Genomic DNA, 18,731 nt, shown 5'->3' with positions numbered 1-18,731 from the left:
GCGAGGGTCTGCCAAATCAGCAAAGTGCGTGAGAATCCGCGCATCCGTAGGTTGAGTCATGAGCAGTGTCTCTCAAGCGGTTTACACTGCTTTTAGCCTACGTCACTTTTTTCTTGCGTTTGCCCTTTCTCCCGAATCAGTCCGCTTGACTTGATTCGGGATCAAATTTGATCGGCATCAAAAGTTGACTGCAAGCACGTTAGAAATCCGAAAGGCTGAGCTTTTCACAAACATTACTGACAATAATTATTAATACACTTGATTCTAGATCCAGAATAATTGATAATTTTGAGCGACGAAGTTTGAGCGATCGACTTCTCGTTTATTCTCAAAATCTGCGATGCCAGCTTCTAATCTTTTTCAACATTTAAGCCGACGACAATTGATCCAATTAGGGCTGTTATCCGGTGTAGGACTCGCTGGCTCAGCTTTTGGAATCAACCTGCTCGCTCAGTCAAAAAACCGTCAAAACGTGATTGTTCCACCGTTTGACATTCCTCAAACCAAAGATGCAGCGAATCCGGCGGCTGTTTTGCGCGATTTTGATTACGGCACAGTCACTCAGGAAAATGGGCGAACGGTTAGAGAATTTCGAGTCGAAGCCCGCACCTCGGCGCTGCAACTCAATCAATCCACGTCTTTTGTCACTTGGAATCTGAATGGACGAGTTCCAGGCCCAACCTTTCGGGCAACCCAAGGCGATCGCATTCGCGTGATTTTCTACAACAAAGCCGGGCACTCGCATTCACTTCACTTTCACGGAGTCCACTCGGCTGAAATGGATGGTGTAAAACCTGTCAAACACAATGCTGTTCAGATCTACGAATTTGACGCAGAGCCATTTGGAGTCCATCTTTATCACTGTCATATCGAGCCAATCTCGCGACATGTAGGCAAAGGTCTATACGGCATGTTCATTGTTGATCCTCCGACTCCGCGACCGCCTGCCGATGAAATCGTGTTGATTATGGCAGGCTATGACGTCAATGACGATCGTAAAAACGAGCTTTTTGCTTTCAATGGCTTGCCGGATTACTACATGAAGCATCCAATTCCTATCCAGCAAGATCAACTGATTCGGCTCTATGTCTTGAATCTCATCGAATTCGATCCAGTTGCAACGTTTCATCTCCATGCCAATATGTTCCGGGTCTATCGCACAGGACGCACCTTAGAACCGAGTGAAGAAACCGATGTGATTACGATGGGAACCGCAGAACGGCACATTTTAGAGTTTAGTTTTCATCACACGGGCAAATTTATGTTCCATCCGCATCAAGACTACATCGCGGAATCTGGCTGCATGGGAGCGTTTGAGGTGATTGCGAATTCAAAAGCTTAGCTGAACTTAATAATCACATTATTGACAAAGATTCTACTTAAGCTACACAATGACTAAATTCAATCCCTGAGATAGGTTTTTTCCTATAAAACGATCTCTTTCTGTCTTCATCAACACCATCATGCTGAAACAACTTAAATTCCTTGCTTATTTCCTATGCGCTCTAGGATTGAGTGTGCTCATCGCCTGTAGTTCTCAGACTGCGAACAATACAAGCTCTGCTCCTACAACAACGACAACCGCGAGCCAGCCTGCACATGGCGGTAGAAAGATTAACATTAACAGTGCGATCTTATCCGAGCTAGATAAGCTAGAAGCAAAGCTCGGTGTTCCTGCGCTTTCTAATAAAATCCAAGCAAGTCGTCCCTATGGAAAAACGGAAGAGTTAGTTGCTAAAAATGTGATCAATCAAGCTCAGTTTGATCAAATCAAAGACATGGTGACGATCGAGGATATTAAACTCGAAGGTGAAGCCAGAGATGTTGATTACATGACGAAGCTCGGTTTGATGAAAGGGCATCTCTATGTTGCAAAAGAGCTACTTGACCTGCAAAAGCCGGATCAAGCAGAACCTCATATTGGGCATCCTGTCGAAGAGATTTATGCCGATGTGGAAGAGCAATTGAACGATCGCAAAGTTCCAGAATTCAAAGATCCGCTGATTGCACTGCAAGATGAAGTCAAGGCAGGTGCAAAAAATGCGAGTAAAGTTGCTTCTGGCTATGATACTTCGATCAAGGCAATTGATACCGCCATCAATGCGTTACCCGAATCGCAACGTCAAAATCCTGCCTTTGTCTTGCAAGTGATCAATGGATTACTAGATACTGCAAACTCAGAGTATGGAGCCGCGATCGCAAACAATAAAATTACTCAAGTGATTGAATACCAGGATTCGCGCGGCTTTGTGCTTTATGCAAATGAACTCTATAAGGGCATTTCTGATGCAATGCTGAAGACGCAGCCGGACGCTCATCAAGTCATTTCAACGAAAATGGCTGAACTGACCACAACCTGGGCAGGAGTTACACCTCCTGCAACTCCTGCTAAAACCAGTGATCAGGTTTCAGCGCTCGTCAAAGAGATTGAGGGCAACACTCAAAAGGTAGCCAAGGCTTCTTAAAAGCTAAATTCTATATGTGGCAAGGAGTCAGAGTTCTTGTAAAACTCTGACTCCTAAGGATTGAATGTTATTTGGAGTGATTATGGATCTGAGTTCTGCAATCCCTACCTTTGTGATTACCCTACGTGAAGGTGTTGAAGCTGCTTTAATTGTTGGCATTGTTTTGGCATACCTGAATAAAGCGAATCGACGGAATTTGAAAGGTTGGGTTTGGGCTGGCGTTGGTGTTGGGCTAGCTGCAAGTGGAATGATTGGAGTGTTATTTGGATGGATTGTAGAACAGGCAGGCACAGCAGGAGTTTCGATCGAGCAATTTTTAGAAGCCAGTTTTAGTGTGCTTGCGATCGCTTGTTTGAGTTGGATGCTGATTTGGATGACTCGGAATGCCCGATCGCTGAAGCAGGATGTGGAAGGTGCGATCGCATCAACCATCAAACAAGATGCTCAAGCAGGTTGGGGGATCTTTGGACTGATCTTTTTTGCCGTTGTGCGAGAAGGATTTGAAACCGTTTTATTTATTGCAGGGAAGTTTCAGCAGGGAGTCGTTCCGACTCTAGGAGCATTGGCTGGTATTGGGTTTGCAACTGGTATTGGAGCACTGCTGTTTCGATATGGAGTTCGGTTAGATGTCCGGAAGTTCTTTATGATTATGGGCATCTTACTGTTGATGATTGTCTCTGGCTTGGTTGTTACAGCACTGGGACATTTTGATGCTGGCATGAATGCATTAGCTCAAGTCGATCGCAAATCGGATTCGCTTTGTTTTTACTATGAACGATTTGCGAAACCTCAAGATCGAGATTGTGTTTTAGGTCCAATGGTGTGGAATTTCAGCAAGATCATGCCTGCTGAACAGTTTCCAGGCTCAATTTTGAGCGCATTGTTGGGGTATACCGATCGCTTGTATTTGGTTCAAGCGATCGCATATTTCGTCTTTTTAATTACAGTTGGTGGAGCCTATTTTCAATCGTTGTTAGGACGATCGCTGTTTCCTCTACGCCGTAAACCTACTAATTCATCCCAATAAATCTGATAGAGAGAACCCACCTCCAACTTGCTCTCCACTCCCCACACTCAATACACGTAACGACTAGACCCCGAAAATTGCGATGCCTACAGAATGCTACACAGTCTCTGAATATCATCTTGATGCTCTTTGAGCAAAGTAGCAGCTTCAGCTTTCAGGGCTGCCATGTTTTCATCGCTCACATTATCCATCTCATCTACTGCCTTATCCAGCCAGGTTTGCAGGCGGTAATAATTTCCTTCTAGTAGTAGGCTCATTTGATAGTTGGCTGCATCGCAGACTCCATCAAACACACAACTCAGCAAGGGGTTGAGCCACTCGACGATTCCCCAATCTTTTGCTTGACGGTACGGAATCGGTCGGTTTAGCTCACCTGTTCCCAAAGAAACGACCAGAAAATCTTTCTCATCTGGGAAAATCCTTAAAGCTTCAACATATGCAGACACCGACGGCGTATTGATGAAAATGCCGCCATCAATCAGCACTCTATCTTTGTTTTCGATAGACATGTTCACAGGCGCAAAATAAGTCGGAGCCGCCGAAGTTGCACGTGCAGCATCAACCGATTTAATGGATTGATGTCCGGGTCGCCAGCTTTTTAGAAAGAGGGGTTCACGATTTTGAATATCATATGCAGTGACTACCGTTTTGGTCAGACATGAGCCGAGCCGAGCCGAGCCAAAGTAGTTTGCCAGGACTGTATCAATGCCTTCTCTGGGATATTTTTCGTCTGCTAGACCACACAGGGTAGAAACATCTTGCCACACTGATTTAGGGAAAATGTTTTTTCCTTCTTGCTCGTAGAGCTGGATCAGATCTTTGGCGGAATACTGAGGATTTCCCTGTCCGTCGTCTTGGCTCAATGCTAGAGCTAAAATCCCCCCAGTTGAAGTGCCAGCAATTAAGTCAAAAATTTCTGAAGTCGGCTTGCCAATTTTTTGCTCTAATTCTGCGAGAACCAGCGCAGGAATAATTCCCCGGATTCCACCACCATCAATGCTCAGAATTTTTTTCATCTGTCCCCTGAAATCGCTGAGTTCGATTATCTAAACAATTAAGTTCAGCGTTCCCCGGTTGTACGGTTCGATCGTCAGCAGATTTTTGATTTTGAGCAGAAATGGATTTGTGTCGATTACATAGTGACTTAAAGTAATGGTTTTGGCTTGAGTAACGATAACTCATTGCAACGCATTGCAATGAGTTTTAAGTGAGACATTGCTACTGAGTAAAAGAATTACAATTCAGCTTGTTGTTAGGTATGGGAATGAAAATTCAATTGTTTCGCACTGCCATCTTCTGAAACTGATTGTTCGCCCACTCCGACCATTTCGACCAGCATTGTGCGATCGCGAACGGCGTGACTCGGCTGAATTTTGACGATCGTATCGTTCACCTGGAAAGTAGTCGTTCGATAGTCTGGATTCAGCGATCGACCATCATCTTCGTACAGCGTAAACTCTCCTACACCTGGATAAATCCGGACTTTCAGTTGAGCGATCGGATGCTCATCCACATACTGCATGACTGGTTGCATGGGAATAATTGCTCCTGCTTTGACATACATCGGCATCCTTTCTAGTGGAGCATGAGCCAAGATATGTTGGTTGCCCTCATACTTTTCACCTGTCCACCAATCAAACCAAGTTCCTTCGGGTAAGTAAACTGCTCGACACTCTACGCCAGGACGATACACAGGAGCCGCCATGAGATACGAACCGAGGAGTAATTGATCATGCAGATGGTAGGTTTTTGGATCAGTCGGATATTCATAAAGCAGAGGTCGAAGGATCGGTGCGCCCGTCTGAGAAGACTGCCAAAACAAGGTATAGAGGTAAGGTAGCAATTGATAACGGAGTTCGATATATTCGCGGCAAATGGCTTCAACTCGTTCTCCAAATACCCACGGTTCGTGTTGTGCAGTTGTGAGCGAAGAATGCCCGCGCATCAATGGATAAAACATTCCGATTTGCATCCACCGGGCAAAAAGTTCTCCGGTTGCATTGCCAGCAAATCCCCCAATATCCGAACCCACAAAGCTCACGCCAGAGAGTCCCAAATTCATCAGCATCGGCAATGACATTTCGAGGTGTTCCCACAGCGATTGATTGTCTCCTGTCCATACAGCCGACCAGCGCTGAATTCCAGCAAAACCAGAGCGAGTTAGCACAAACGATCGCTGATCTCGAAGCTGTTTCAATCCTTCTGCTGAAGCTCTTGCCATGTTGTAGCCATACAGATTATGCGTTTCTGCATGAGTTCCCCCTTCTCCAGGATTGCCTTGAGGTGCATCCATAGGAAAAGGAATATGGACTCCTTCATCACCGAATGGTCGATCGGTGAGAGCAGGTTCATTCATATCATTCCAAATGCCTTCGACTCCGACCTCTGTGAGCGTACGCTGCCATTCTCCCCACCATTGCCTAACTTCAGCCCGTAGGAAATCCGGAAAGACAGCTTTATCAGGCCATACGTACCCATAAACTAAGCTGCCATCTGCATTTCTAACAAAGCAATCTTTTGCTAAGCCTTCGTGATAGGGAAGATAGTCTCCATCTGGTTCATACTTCACGCCTGGATCAACGATCGTGACGGTTTTAAAGCCTTCTTGTTTAAGCTGTTGGATCAACTTGGCTGGATCAGGAAACCGCTTTGGACTCCAAGTAAACACTCGATATCCATTCATATAGTCGATATCGAAGTGAATTACATCACAGGGGATTTTGCGCGATCGAAATTCATGTGCGATTTGCTGCACAACTTCAGCAGTCTCATAGCTCCATCGACATTGATGATAGCCAAGTGCCCATTTTGGCGGCAACGGCATCCGTCCGGTTAAAGTCGTATACGTTTCTAAAATTTGAGCGGGACTATCCCCGTGAATAACGTAGTAGTCTAATTCTTGGCTCTGAGCTTGCATCCGCCATATGCCTGGCTCAGACGCACCTAAATCAAATTGGCTCAGATGTGTAATGTTCAAATAAATGCCATAGGTAAGCTGCGGACGGAGTGCGATAAAGAATGGAATGGCTTGGTACATTTCATCGTCGATCGCGTCGTAATCTAGCGCATCTTTTGTCCAATTGGTCTTGACTTCAGATCGCTTATCTAACAGTCCCGCTCTCTCTCCGAATCCATAGAAATGCTCTTCTGTTTCAATCCGCTTCCAGCAGGCAATTTGACCCATTCGCCAGCCCATGTCTGTATCATGCGCGAAGGGTTGCCCAGATTGATCAAACCATTGAATCCGACAGGGCGATCGCTGAAGCACGACTCGAATTTGAGAGGTTCTAATCTCGTTTTCTTCTAGCTCAAATGGTACTTGCTCCCATTCTTCATCGGGTCGATTGACTGCCCACGATCGCCTTGGAAGAAATTCACCTTGGGGTGCAAGTTGAACTCGAACGAGGTTAGCAGCTAGAATCGTGAGCCTTAGCTTTGCTGTGCCACAAGTGAGAATCACTCCGCGATCGTGCTTTTCAATGTGATCGACATTTCCTAGAGAAATCCAAGGCTGTCGGGTGGTCGGGAGCTTTCCAAAAACTTGAGGCATAAGTCGAAAGGCTGAAACATCGCTTTCTACAGTGCTGAGGATTCCGGGATCATGCCTCTGTCTCCAGTTAGGTTAAAACGTCTGTCTCGCGCAAGTCGAGCGAGTTTGTTCGCTTTGTTACGGTTTTGAGGTCGAATGAGAATTATTTTATGTCTTACGTGACTTCAAACACTGCTAGCGATTTGGTCGAAGCATTTCAGGGCTTAGATGCGGATACACAGCTTGCATTGTTCTATTTTATCTACAAGGAAATGGGCGGAGCGGTTACGCCTGCTGCTCCTGGAGCAAGTACTGTTTCTCCCGCGATCGCAGAAGGATTGTTTAATCAAGTCAAAGACCTGCCTCGTGAAGAACAATTAAACGTCCAGCGTGATCTGATCGCTCGTCGAAATACTCAACTGACTCGGGAATACGGTGCAGTGGGAGATACAACAAAATTGCTGTTCTGGTATCTCTTAGCGCAGGGAATGGACAATGGAACAATCATTTCGATGCCAGCAGATTATCAGCTTGCTCAAGAAGCACAGCAATTGCTCGATCGTGTAAAAGCAATGGAATTTGAGCAACAAATTACTTTCTTCCGGAACTATGTTGCACCGATGGGCGTTGACCCGAACGCTGTCGAACACGATTCTGAAACCGGATTGTAACTAGCTGCATTTCGGCTTCGCTTCGCCCTTCGCATGGGGTGAGCGGAGTCGAAATGCAAATCCTACAAGAGATTGAGATTAATCAATTTCTATCGGCAAAATCACCGTAAATGTTGAGCCTTCGTCGAGTTGCGATGAAAGATAAATCTGACCCTGCAACAGTTCTACTAGCCGAGCCACGATCGCTAATCCTAACCCCGTACTATCCGGCGACTTGAATGACCCAACCTGTTCAAATGGGACAAACAGACGTAACTGATCTTCTGGTGCAATGCCAATTCCAGTATCAGCAATAGAAATCGACCATCGATTATGACTGAGTTCTTGGCAGGTTAGCGTGATCGTCCCTGTCTCTGTATAGCGGACTGCATTACTCAACAGATTGGTCAGAACTTGCTGCAATCGTAGCGGATCGCTAATGACTTGTTTCGGTGCAAACTCAAGGTTGACCTTTAGCTGCAACTTGCGATTATCAACTAAGGGCTGAATCACTTTCACCACTGCTTGCATCAACTCTGATACTTCGATCGCTTCTGGAATCACCTGCTTTTTCCCTGCTTCGTATCGTGATAGCTCTAGTGCATCATTGATTAATCGTAGTAGTCTTCGCCCACCTTGCAAGACTTGCTCAATGTGATCGAGGCTGGAGAGCGAATCACGGTCACGTTTGCGGATGCCAGAGGTATCGTGCTCCTGTTTCGATTGTCTTAAAAACAGGTCAGCATATCCAATAATCGAGGTCAGCGGCGTTTTCAGTTCATGTGCCAAAGTCGCGAGGCTATTTTCATTCGATCGAGCTAATCGCTTCAATTCTGAAACCGTCAACGAAAGCTGACTTTGAACTTGCTCAAGTTCCTGTAATCGCTCATTCACATAGCTTTTAAAACACTGTGAGATCGCAGAATCAATGACAGAATCAATCACATTGACCGCTCGAAATAATTCTTCAGCCGTTCCTTTGAGCAATTCAGATCGGATACTCTCAAAAATGACTTTTCGCAGCAAATGATATTCTTGGGCGATTTCTGTCGGATCAAATCCCTGATTCGCCCGCAGCACCCCATGAGAAATACTAGCTGCCTCAACTGCTGCGGTATCATCTTCTTCAATCTGGGACAATGCTTGTGACATTGCGACTAAGACTAAATCAATGTGATCTTCGATCGCAGTTTGACTCAGACTTTCTGCGCTGGGAATTTGGCGATCGTGAGCGACAGCATCTGCCCAGTCATGCCGAATTGAATCCACTTTGTCTTTGAGTAACTGACTAAAATCCTGCATGCGAAGATTGTAGGTGAGTCGAAAAAATCCAGAGCCTATCTAGCGAAAGATTAATCTTCGGGAGGCATTTCTAATGCGATCGCGCCTAAATTGCCTTTGCGAAAATCCGTCAAAATCTGCCGCGCTGTCCGCTCTGCATCATTTTTATAGTTCGCCTCTGCCAAAGCTTTGAGATAACTTTCTCCGGTTAAATCTCCAAGTTCCAATCCATATCGGGTCTCCAATGCCGAAGACGATCTGATCAGTTCAATCAACTCTGAAGCAACTCGCTGATTGTCATACGCTGCCTCTCCAATATCATCACAGATGGCTAACTTAATTGCTGCCTCCTGATTCGTCAATTTATTCGGCAAAACTCCCGGTGCATCCAGTAGCTCAATCTGATCGGAAATTCTCACCCATCGCAATTGCCGAGTCACGCCAGCGCGCCGAGCACTTTCGACCACTCGCTTTTTCAGCAACCGATTAATCAAAGCCGACTTACCGACATTCGGGAATCCAATCACCACTGCACGAACCGGACGTGTCAACATTCCTCGATCGAGCCGTCTTTGATTCATTTTCACTCCGGCTGCCTGAGCCGCTTTGGAGATCGCTTCAATTCCTTTGCCATGCTGAGCATCTGTGAATAAAGGCTCCTCTCCGCGATCGCGAAACCACTCTGTCCACTGCTCTTTAGCTTTCGGCGGGATCATATCCATCCGATTCATCACCAAAATCCGCCCTTTCTCTCCAATCCACTGATCGACCTGCGGATGATGCGTCGAAAGCGGAATCCGCGCGTCTCGAACTTCTAGCACGACATCCACGCGCTTCAACTGTTCGAGCAGCGCTTTTTCAGCTTTGGCAATATGACCGGGATACCATTGAATCGGCGGGGAAGACATAGCAAAGATCTAGAGTGACAATCCATGCTAGTACGATCGCGCTCTTATCGGTTAAACAAATGCTTCGACCTCAGCACGGATTGCGGAAATTGAGAGTGAAAATTGAGCGGAGACGATTGCCCGCTTTCTCTGCAATTGCTCGACTTTTTTATCCGATTTAAGGAACGACTAAAACAGGACAAGGAGAAAGACTGATCACCCGATTCGTAACGCTATCCGATGCGCCTTCGGTCGTCAGTCCCAATCCTCGACAGCCCATGATAATGAGATCCGCCCCTATCTCATCTGCAACATCGCAAATCGTAAAGGCAGGCTTGCCCTCACGCTCGATCGCTTCTGCTTCAATTCCACTCTGAGAAAATACCGATTTTGCATTTTGCAGCAAATTCGCTACCGCTTCTGCCGAAGCCATTGCATCGGGGTGATCAGAATTTGCTTCCACCACAGATAATAAAATCAGGCGACTCTGGTGAAATTTGACAAGCTCTACAACAGTCTCGACGGCTTGACGAGAATCGCGGCTTTCATCGATTGGAAACAACACAGTTTTAAACATAATGTCCAGAATTTCTCAACTTACTTATCAGCATCGCAGAATCTTCGATCGTAGGTGACGCGATTAATGGAAAAATAAGAAATAGGTAGAAAGACTCACTTAGGAGCCAGCACTGTGCCGAAGAAAACTATTAATGATTTATCGTCCGCCGATTTACAAGGCAAGCGTGTTTTGGTTCGCGCAGATTTTAACGTACCGTTAGATGAACAAGGCAATATCACTGACGATACGAGAATTCGTGCCGCGCTGCCAACAATCAACGCTTTAACTTCCAAAGGCGCAAAAGTGATTTTGTGCAGCCATTTTGGTCGTCCGAAAAACGGTCCCGAAGATAAATATCGTCTCACCCCCGTCGGCACTCGCCTGTCAGAACTTCTGGGTAAACCCGTCGTCAAAACCAATGATTGTATTGGCGACGAAGCAACGGCAGCCGTGAATGCAATGCAGCCCGGTGATGTCGTTCTGCTCGAAAACGTTCGGTTCTACAAAGAAGAAGAAAAGAACGATCCTGCATTTGCTGAGAAATTGGCATCTGTTGCTGATCTCTATGTTAACGATGCATTCGGAACTGCGCATCGGGCGCATGCTTCGACTGAAGGGGTCACGAAGTATCTGAAGCCTTCGGTTGCAGGTTTGTTGATCGAGAAAGAGCTAGAGTATTTGCAAAGCGCGATCGAGAACCCCAAACGCCCATTAGCTGCGATCGTCGGTGGCTCGAAAGTTTCGAGCAAAATCGGTGTCATCGAAACCCTACTCGACAAAGTAGACAAACTGCTGATCGGTGGCGGTATGGTCTTCACCTTCTACAAAGCGCGCGGCTTGGCAGTCGGTAAGTCTTTGGTTGAAGAAGACAAATTGGAATTGGCAAAAGCCTTAGAAGCGAAAGCCAAAGAAAAAGGAGTAGATTTACTCCTCCCAACCGATGTTGTGGTTGCAGACAATTTCGCGCCTGATGCGAATACCCAAACCGTCAGCGTTGACAACATTCCCGACGGCTGGATGGGCTTAGACATTGGTCCCGATTCTGTGAAAACCTTCCAAGCCGCTTTGGAACAGTGCAAGAGCGTGATCTGGAACGGGCCGATGGGCGTATTTGAAATGGACAAATTCGCGAAAGGAACCGAAGCGATCGCACATACCCTAGCAGAATTAACTCCCAAAGGAACCTCCACGATCATCGGTGGTGGCGACTCTGTTGCAGCCGTTGAGAAAGTTGGCTTAGCGGATCAAATGAGCCACATTTCTACAGGTGGTGGTGCAAGTTTGGAACTGCTCGAAGGTAAAGAGCTTCCAGGAATTGCAGCGCTAGACGAAGCGTAAGTTTGTTGGGGAGTAGGGAGTGGGGAGATAGTATTCTAGATTCTTGCCCCCCACTCCCTACTTTCTGTCATGCTCACCAGTCTCCAAAATCCATTAGTTAAGCAACTCCGAAAGCTGCATCGCGCCAAAGAACGGCGAGAACAGCAGCTTTTTTTATTGGAAGGAACGCATTTAATTGAAGAAGCCTGTGCAGTTGGGGTTGAGCTGAATACGGTTTGCTATACCGAGCATTGGCAGCAAAATCATGAATCACTGTGGCAAAAGATTCAAGCTCGATCGAGCCGCATCGAACTGGTTTCACCGGAAGTTTTAAAAGCGATCGCAACCACCGTTGAACCCGATGGAATTGTCGCAACTGTCGATCGCTTTCATACTCAGCCCGTTCAGTTTACAAAACTCGGTCTAGCGCTCGAAACGATTCAAGACCCTGGCAATCTCGGCACAATCATTCGCACCGCAGCCGCAGCAGGAGTCGAAGGGCTTTGGCTGAGTGCCGATTGTGTGGATTTAGAAAGTCCGAAAGTTTTAAGATCGTCTTCCGGGCAGTGGTTTCGCCTACCGATGTCTACTTCAGATCTTAGAACCGACATTCTGAAAGCAAAACAACAGGGAATGCAAGTCATTGCAACTGTTCCAAGTGCAACTCAAACGTACTGGGAAATTGATTTTACTCAGCCGAGTTTGGTCTTGATGGGGAATGAGGGAGCCGGATTGTCTGACGAATTGATTGAACTCGCAGATATTCAAGTCACTATTCCATTAGCTCCAGGAGTAGAGTCTTTGAATGTTGCGATCGCGACTGCTTTGATCCTGTACGAAGCCCGAAGACAGCAAGAAAAGATATGATATCGATCGGGAATAGAGGCAGCTTTCTATGGCATATACACCGCTCAGACTGCTCAGTTTCGAGGAATTCATTCAACAGTACGGCGATCAGTCTCGCTACGAACTGGTGAACGGAGAAATCATTGATATGGAACCAACCGGGCCTCACGAAGCTGTTGCGGGAAAAGTTGCCAGCAAAGTGAGCTTAGAAATCGATCGACAAAACTTACCGTTCTTGATCCCCAAAAGCTGTATCTTGCGTCCTTCAGGAGACGAGGCAACTGCCCGCCGTCCAGATGTGATTGTGCTAGATGAAGCTGCATTAATGAATGAACCCTACTGGCAACAAGAACCCGTGATTGTGCGAGGTGAATCGGTCAAATTGGTTGTTGAAGTTGTCAGTACCAATTGGGAAAATGACTACGCGCGAAAAGTTGAAGAATACGCGCTGATGGGCATTGCTGAATACTGGATTATCGACTTTCGTGGGCTTGGAGGCATCCGATTCATCGGTGATCCAAAACAACCTACTTTTACGGTCAATCAGCGAGTTGGGAAGCTCTACGAACCGCAGCAATTTCGCTTAGGTGAAAATATTATCTCTCCTTTGTTTCCTCATATCAATTTAAGACTGGACGATGTGTTACCTCGCTAATCAAGATCACAAAAAAGGAGGTCAATCGACCTCCTCATTCCCTTAGTTCATCCTAGGTTTCTGAACGTTTCGATTAGCGTTGCGGTGTGTACCATTGAATCAAATTGTTGACTTGACCAGAGCGACGTTGAGCATTAAACAAATCAACTGCCGTCTTGTTGTTATCAGAGTTGATTTTCACTTGAGCATCAATTCCATACTTGTTCACGTCAGCATTGATGTTTGCGATATCTTTTGCAGTCCGGTTTGTATCAACTGTCGTAATAATTGCAGCAGCAGCAGCGTTGTTAGAATCGCAATCTTTCACTTGCCCAACTGCTACGGTAGAAGTACTACGATCGCTGTAAGAAGAGTTGCTAGAGCGGCTGGAGTTTTGAGCAGCATTGTTCCGACCGTAAGCGCTAGAACTGCTCGACTTGCTCTCTTGGCTGCCTTGTGAACCACCTGATCCACCCACGCTGAACAATCCAAGCACACTCACCGATCCGCCACCGCCATCGTTATGCGTTTTCTTGCCCGATTGGCTGTTCGAGGCATTGCCCCAAGCCGAATTGCTGTTAGAAGCCGCAGATTGACGAGAAGAACTGTTGCGTTGAATGTTATTGCGAGTATTGTTACCGAGCGCAACATCCGCTGTACTGCACTGAATCTTGTCTGCCAATTTCCCGAACAAATCATCATTTGCACGAGCCTGCATGGGAAGTAAACCAGTAAAGAGAGTCGAAGCAAGAACCAAAGCGCTGGAGAATTGAATGAGTTTCATGATTGTTTCCTCTGATTGAGTGTGTGTTTAAGGTGTTTCATCCTCTACACTCACTCAGTAGGGACAGCGATCGAGCCTTATGCAGATTTGGCAAAAAATTATTTCCAATCGTCGGTCTTTTTTGCTCAATCGAGCCTGACTTCCTCTAAACAAGCTGCTACGATCGCTCTGTGCTGCACTGGTAAACTCCAATCATGACAACCTTGCCTAAGCCCTCTACCTTGCTTCCAAAAGGATTACAGATTCAGCAGATCAATCACCTCACTTTGTTTAAATTTACGGATGAGTTGAGCGATCGCCTACAAACTCTTCTGGATAAGAAAAAAGCCGACACCCTGAGTTCAGAAGAAATATTAGAACTAGAGGCGATCTCAGAACTCGACGAAATTTTTAGCTACATCAACGCCGTAATTGCTGCTAGGGTAAGCGAGCGTTTCTGAATCTACTTATCTATTTCCAATCGTCGATCGTGTCTTCTCGATCGAGCAAAACTTCCTCATACTCTGGCATTCTCAACTCTTCGAGCGGTTCTTCTCTTATCTCAAGCTGTAAAGGTCGAACCACTCGCATCACCGCTTCTTGCATAAAGGCTTTGATAAATTCATCGCGCCGATTTAACTGAAACTGTCGCTGCACCACTTCTGTTACACCGCCATCTCCCCAATCTTGATCATTGCGGAAGTACTCAATAAAAGCTCTGCCTGCAATTCGCGTCAAGTAAGCCGCACTCACCCCTTGAATCGCTCGACCGAGTAAAAATCCGCCGACGCTTACTTGCAATGCTGTACTCACAAGCTCGATCGCACCTTTTACAATCCCCAATCCGACCATCGTTTTTGCTAACGACAACGCCATCTCTTTCGCCTGCTCTGTCGAGATCTCACAGCCATAAATCCGACCAATCTCAACAATCATTTGAGCATTGACTGCGGCGGTTGCCAGTAAGTCAACACCGGGAATCGCAGTGACAGCAATCACCCCTGCTCCAATCCATTGATATCGATCGACAAGTTTTTCTGCCTGCCTGCGACGCTGCTGATCAATGAGTCGCCGCGCTTCTTCTCCCAAGCGCTGAGATTGAATCAAGATATTTTCGGCAAGTAAATCCTCACCTTCGGTTCGTAAAATCTCCGCGACTCGCTCAATTAAGATCATGACTTCTGGATCAGGCTGCAACCATTCGCCCTCTTCGGTTTGCATCATCGGTGGATTCGCCGCGATCGCCACAACATCTTCAACCCTTACAACGCCCCGAACCCGCTCTCTTAACCGAGCTAAAATCGCGTCTAAATCCTCTTGCGTATAGAGATCAGCTTTGTTGAGAACCACAATCGATCGCTTGCCAATTTCTGCTAAGCCTTTCAATGGGTCATACTCCGACTGGCGCAAATCATTATCCAGCACAAATAGTAAAAGATCCGCCTCAGTTGCATAACGCCGCGCCAAAGTTTCGCGATCAGTTCCCGCAACTCCAGCTTCGAGAATTCCAGGAGTGTCAATGAGAATCACTTCTCGATCGACTCCCTTTACCTTTAATCGATACGTTGCACTCACATCAGTTGTCCCCATCGGTGCGCCGACTTCACCCACAATTTGCCCCATCAATGCATTGACGAGTGAAGTTTTACCCGACGAACCTGTGCCAAACACAACCACCTTTAATTCGCCTCGCGCTAAATTCTGCTCGATCTCTTTCGATCTCAGAATCAATTCACGCCGTGCCACTTCATCTTGAATCTGCGCCATCTGCTGCCGTACAGCCTGTAGATTCTCCTGCGCCGCCTCGGATTTGACCGCTGAAACTTTCGGCAGCGATCGCCGTTGTTTTTTCCGCTTCGCCTGCTTTGGCAACCAGAAAAAATAATACGCAAACGCTGCAATCAGCCCAACCAGCAAAATCATCACCAACCCGATCAGCGCATTTGCCAGCAACGGATTCCCGATCGCCCAAGTTAACTGAGTCAGCGAACTGACAAGCCAAATGATCAATCCCAAAATGACAGAAACGCCGACAATCAGTGTTACCAGTCGAGATAAAGGCATAGCGTTGGTCAAAACGTGAGGGGCAACCTTTATTCTGACGAATATTCTGATGAATTTTGCCAATTCAATGATTCTGAAGCAATCCTAACGATACAGAACCACCTCTTGATTTCCTCAGACAAATTTTTTATCGTCAAAAAGTTCGTGCGCTTTCAAAATAGAAACGCTTCAAGGAAAAACCTTATGAGTCTATTTGATCAAATCATCAGTGCGGTTGCGAATCCGCAACAACAAGGTTCAACCGACCAGCTTGGCAATATTCTAGGCATTGCTCAGCAAGTAGCTGGCAATCAGGGTATCGATTCTGGCGCAACTCAAGCGGTCATGTCGCTCCTCGGCGGACATGTTCGTTCCTCGCTACAAAACCAAGGAAACGACCAAGCTTACTCGCTGGTCAACCAATTTGCTGGACTCGGCAACAATCCCCAAGCTGTGAACGCGCTCTTTCCTGGCTCTATGCAGCAGCAAGTCGCCGAAAGCATCTCACAACATACAGGCATCGACTCCAACTTGATAATGTCGATGCTGCCCGTACTGGTGCCGCTCGTTCTCAATATGCTAAAAAGCGGAGCGCCCGCGCAACAGCAAGACGGTCAAACGGGCAATCCCGTCCTGAATGCTTTTCTAGATGCCGATCGCGATGGCGATGTTGATATTGGCGACATGATGGGGATGGCTGGTCAATTTCTCAGCCAACGCGGGTAGAAACGCGAAAGCGGACTGCATCACGTGAATTCAGTCCGCTTTGGGTCTCAAGATTAATAATTATTTCTAGCGCCGCGTGGACCGCCTCCAGCCGCACCTGCACGAGGCTCACGCGGTTTCGCTTTATTGACTTTTAGCTCGCGACCTAACCACTCTGCACCGTCTAGTTCAGCGATCGCGGCATCTTCTTGAGCATCATCTGCCATCTCGACAAAGGCAAATCCACGTTTTCTACCTGTCTCGCGGTCTGTCGGAAGGCTAACTCGGCTGACTTCGCCGTATTCTGCAAACACTTCCTTCAGATCTTCTTCAGTTGCCTGAAAAGACAAGTTTCCAATGTAAATAGTCACGTTACTCTCCAAACCATTCGTGTGAGGGGCAAAGTCGGTGATTGTCAATTCAGCAGGAATCGATATCCTCTCCCCCAAATCGCGATCGCCAAACTTTCGTTGTTAGAGTATTATACCTGACCCTCTCTAGAATGAGAAGCACAAGAACTGCCATTCGTCTACCTGTAAAAATAGGAATTTTTATCAAGTCGATAAACAGAGTCGTTAATTCTTATGCTAGAGAAGGCAACGAACTATTTCTAGATGTAATTTGCTCTGAGAAACTTGTCTCAGAAAGTTGACAAAACGTTACAATATTAGAGAACCTTGAAAAAGAGTCAGTGCTAGTTCGCTGAATCTAGAGTGATCGAGTTTATATGTTGTGGTGAATCTTAGCGATCCTTTGCAAGAAGAGCCACTTCTGTCTGTAACGCAGGCAACATAAGATTGGTTTAAGAGTAGAAAATTTCTGCCCTTAATCTTGTCTTAAATCTATAGGTGTACTCTGTGGGAGATACCTATAAATCATGTTGCCCTGCGTTTTATTTATGGCATTTTCTCACCGAAAACTTCATTTGGGAGTGTCGATGACCTCCCTCGCTGCTCTGATCATGGGACTCGCGGCATGTGCGCCTCAGACAGCGAATACTCCTCCTCAAGGTGCAACAGGCAATGCTCCGGCTGCACCCGCCGCTGCTCCGGGAGGTGCAACTTCAATTAATGGTGCTGGCGCGAGTGCGCCCAGCTTGCTCTACCAGCGTTGGTTCCAAGAGTACAACAAGAAAAATCCAGGCGTTCAGATTAGCTACGATTCGGTCGGAAGTGGTGCAGGGGTGAAACGCTTCATTGATCAAACGGTCGATTTTGGCGCTTCGGATGATCCACTCAAAGACGAAGATCGCTCGAAAGTTCCTAGCGATCGGGGTAAAGCGGTACAAGTTCCATCGACGGGTCTGTTTATTGTGATGGGCTACAATGCACCGGGTTTGACCGATCTAAAACTGACTCGTGAAGCTCTGTGTGGCATTGTCGATGGTTCGATCAAATCCTGGGATGACCCCAAGATCAAGGCAAACAATCCATCCGCACCAAGCCAGCCTTTGACCTTTGTTCACCGTTCTGATGGCAGTGGAACGACCGCAATTTTTACCAATCACATTAAAGCAGCTTGCCCTAACTGGAAAGCAGGAGCAGGCAAATCTGTAGAGTGGCCGACTGGAACGGGCGGGAAAGGAAACGAGGGAGTCACGGCTCAAATTCAGCAAACCGCAGGAGCGATCGGCTATATCGAGTATTCCTTTGCTAAGGAAAATAACATTGCGACTGCAAGCTTACAGAATAAAGCAGGTGAATTTATTGCTCCAACCCCTGAATCGGCAGCGAAAGCATTCGTTGGGGCTACAGTTCCCGCTGATTTTGCGATGAAGGTTCCTGATCCAGAGGGCAAAGAGGCTTACCCGATCGCAGGCTTGACTTACTTGCTGTTGTACGAAAATCCCAAGGATCCAGCGAAAGCGAAAGCATTCAATGAATTCGTTAAATGGGCGTACAGCGATGGCAAAGCATTTGCAACAGAGCTAGGATTCATTCCTCTGCCAGAGGATTTATCGACAAAAGCTGCGGCTGCATTAGAGACAGTGAAGGTCGCAGGGAAATAAGATGAAGTTAGGGGAGC

18 protein-coding genes are annotated in these 18,731 nt (G+C 46.7%); 10 read left to right on the top strand and 8 right to left on the bottom strand.

The features are described from left to right. Positions 1–340 precede the first annotated feature (340 nt). From J0L70_RS22470 to J0L70_RS22460, 3 genes are all read left to right on the top strand, one after another. Positions 341–1,342 (top strand): multicopper oxidase domain-containing protein, encoded by a 1,002-nt coding sequence (locus tag J0L70_RS22470; protein WP_017289338.1) that lies wholly within the window; start codon positions 341–343, stop codon positions 1,340–1,342. A 121-nt stretch (positions 1,343–1,463) separates the two neighbouring features. Continuing rightward, the gene (locus J0L70_RS22465; RefSeq protein ID WP_287455915.1) at positions 1,464–2,465 is read left to right on the top strand and encodes a 4-helix bundle domain-containing protein; all 1,002 of its coding nucleotides are present in this window, start codon (positions 1,464–1,466) and stop codon (positions 2,463–2,465) included. A gap of 82 nt (positions 2,466–2,547) precedes the next feature. Further along, entirely contained in the window at positions 2,548–3,492 is a 945-nt protein-coding gene (locus tag J0L70_RS22460; RefSeq protein ID WP_287455914.1) for an FTR1 family iron permease, read from the top strand. Positions 3,493–3,578: 86 nt separating this feature from the next. Here the strand turns inward: J0L70_RS22460 and J0L70_RS22455 are convergent, their stop codons facing one another. Both J0L70_RS22455 and J0L70_RS22450 read right to left on the bottom strand, forming a co-directional pair. After that, positions 3,579–4,508, bottom strand: a complete 930-nt coding sequence (locus tag J0L70_RS22455) for a patatin-like phospholipase family protein (protein ID WP_287455913.1) — start codon at positions 4,506–4,508, stop codon at positions 3,579–3,581. A 236-nt stretch (positions 4,509–4,744) separates the two neighbouring features. Continuing rightward, positions 4,745–7,042, bottom strand: coding sequence for a glycoside hydrolase family 31 protein (locus tag J0L70_RS22450; protein ID WP_287455912.1), 2,298 nt, complete (start codon positions 7,040–7,042; stop codon positions 4,745–4,747). A gap of 149 nt (positions 7,043–7,191) precedes the next feature. On the opposite strand from J0L70_RS22450, the gene J0L70_RS22445 reads away from it, so the two are divergent. Continuing rightward, positions 7,192–7,692 (top strand): orange carotenoid protein N-terminal domain-containing protein, encoded by a 501-nt coding sequence (locus tag J0L70_RS22445; protein ID WP_268181900.1) that lies wholly within the window; start codon positions 7,192–7,194, stop codon positions 7,690–7,692. 78 nt (positions 7,693–7,770) lie between these two features. Here the strand turns inward: J0L70_RS22445 and J0L70_RS22440 are convergent, their stop codons facing one another. The 3 genes from J0L70_RS22440 to J0L70_RS22430 all read right to left on the bottom strand — a co-directional run bounded on the left by J0L70_RS22440 (position 7,771) and on the right by J0L70_RS22430 (position 10,416). Continuing rightward, on the bottom strand, positions 7,771–8,973 hold the full coding sequence (locus tag J0L70_RS22440; RefSeq protein WP_287455911.1) for a sensor histidine kinase: 1,203 nt from the start codon (positions 8,971–8,973) through the stop codon (positions 7,771–7,773). Between the two features lie 50 nt (positions 8,974–9,023). Next, complete coding sequence (gene ylqF / locus J0L70_RS22435) at positions 9,024–9,860, bottom strand: ribosome biogenesis GTPase YlqF (RefSeq protein WP_017289331.1); 837 nt, start codon at positions 9,858–9,860, stop codon at positions 9,024–9,026. Positions 9,861–10,017: 157 nt separating this feature from the next. After that, positions 10,018–10,416 (bottom strand): universal stress protein, encoded by a 399-nt coding sequence (locus J0L70_RS22430; protein WP_017289329.1) that lies wholly within the window; start codon positions 10,414–10,416, stop codon positions 10,018–10,020. A gap of 114 nt (positions 10,417–10,530) precedes the next feature. On the opposite strand from J0L70_RS22430, the gene J0L70_RS22425 reads away from it, so the two are divergent. The 3 genes from J0L70_RS22425 to J0L70_RS22415 all read left to right on the top strand — a co-directional run bounded on the left by J0L70_RS22425 (position 10,531) and on the right by J0L70_RS22415 (position 13,216). After that, positions 10,531–11,736, top strand: a complete 1,206-nt coding sequence (locus tag J0L70_RS22425; RefSeq protein WP_190652953.1) for a phosphoglycerate kinase — start codon at positions 10,531–10,533, stop codon at positions 11,734–11,736. 69 nt (positions 11,737–11,805) lie between these two features. Next, a complete protein-coding gene (locus J0L70_RS22420; protein ID WP_287455910.1) occupies positions 11,806–12,582 on the top strand; it encodes a TrmH family RNA methyltransferase in 777 nt (258 codons plus the stop codon). 28 nt (positions 12,583–12,610) lie between these two features. Then, positions 12,611–13,216 carry a Uma2 family endonuclease gene (locus tag J0L70_RS22415; RefSeq protein ID WP_287455909.1) on the top strand — a complete coding sequence of 202 codons (606 nt, stop codon included), beginning with the start codon at positions 12,611–12,613 and terminating at the stop codon, positions 13,214–13,216. Positions 13,217–13,289: 73 nt separating this feature from the next. On the opposite strand, the gene J0L70_RS22410 is transcribed toward J0L70_RS22415, so the two are convergent. Next, on the bottom strand, positions 13,290–13,979 hold the full coding sequence (locus J0L70_RS22410; protein WP_190652956.1) for a hypothetical protein: 690 nt from the start codon (positions 13,977–13,979) through the stop codon (positions 13,290–13,292). Between the two features lie 194 nt (positions 13,980–14,173). Here J0L70_RS22410 and J0L70_RS22405 point away from each other — a divergent pair, with 194 nt between their 5' ends. Next, positions 14,174–14,419, top strand: a complete 246-nt coding sequence (locus J0L70_RS22405; protein WP_017289324.1) for a hypothetical protein — start codon at positions 14,174–14,176, stop codon at positions 14,417–14,419. A gap of 10 nt (positions 14,420–14,429) precedes the next feature. On the opposite strand, the gene J0L70_RS22400 is transcribed toward J0L70_RS22405, so the two are convergent. Beyond that, positions 14,430–16,022, bottom strand: coding sequence for a DUF697 domain-containing protein (locus tag J0L70_RS22400; RefSeq protein ID WP_287455908.1), 1,593 nt, complete (start codon positions 16,020–16,022; stop codon positions 14,430–14,432). Positions 16,023–16,205: 183 nt separating this feature from the next. On the opposite strand from J0L70_RS22400, the gene J0L70_RS22395 reads away from it, so the two are divergent. After that, positions 16,206–16,727, top strand: coding sequence for a DUF937 domain-containing protein (locus tag J0L70_RS22395; protein WP_287455907.1), 522 nt, complete (start codon positions 16,206–16,208; stop codon positions 16,725–16,727). Positions 16,728–16,780: 53 nt separating this feature from the next. Here J0L70_RS22395 and rbp read toward each other — a convergent pair whose 3' ends face one another. Next, positions 16,781–17,077 (bottom strand): RNA-binding regulator, encoded by a 297-nt coding sequence (gene rbp / locus J0L70_RS22390; RefSeq protein WP_017289321.1) that lies wholly within the window; start codon positions 17,075–17,077, stop codon positions 16,781–16,783. Between the two features lie 527 nt (positions 17,078–17,604). On the opposite strand from rbp, the gene pstS reads away from it, so the two are divergent. Next, a complete protein-coding gene (gene pstS, locus J0L70_RS22385; RefSeq protein WP_017289320.1) occupies positions 17,605–18,714 on the top strand; it encodes a phosphate ABC transporter substrate-binding protein PstS in 1,110 nt (369 codons plus the stop codon). The last annotated feature ends 17 nt before the right edge of the window (positions 18,715–18,731 follow it).

The organism is Leptolyngbya sp. UWPOB_LEPTO1, assembly GCF_017302695.1.
GTDB lineage: Bacteria > Cyanobacteriota > Cyanobacteriia > Leptolyngbyales > Leptolyngbyaceae > Leptolyngbya > Leptolyngbya boryana.
Note: the sequence above shows the minus strand (reverse complement) of the source record. Positions and strands in the feature narration are given on the sequence as shown.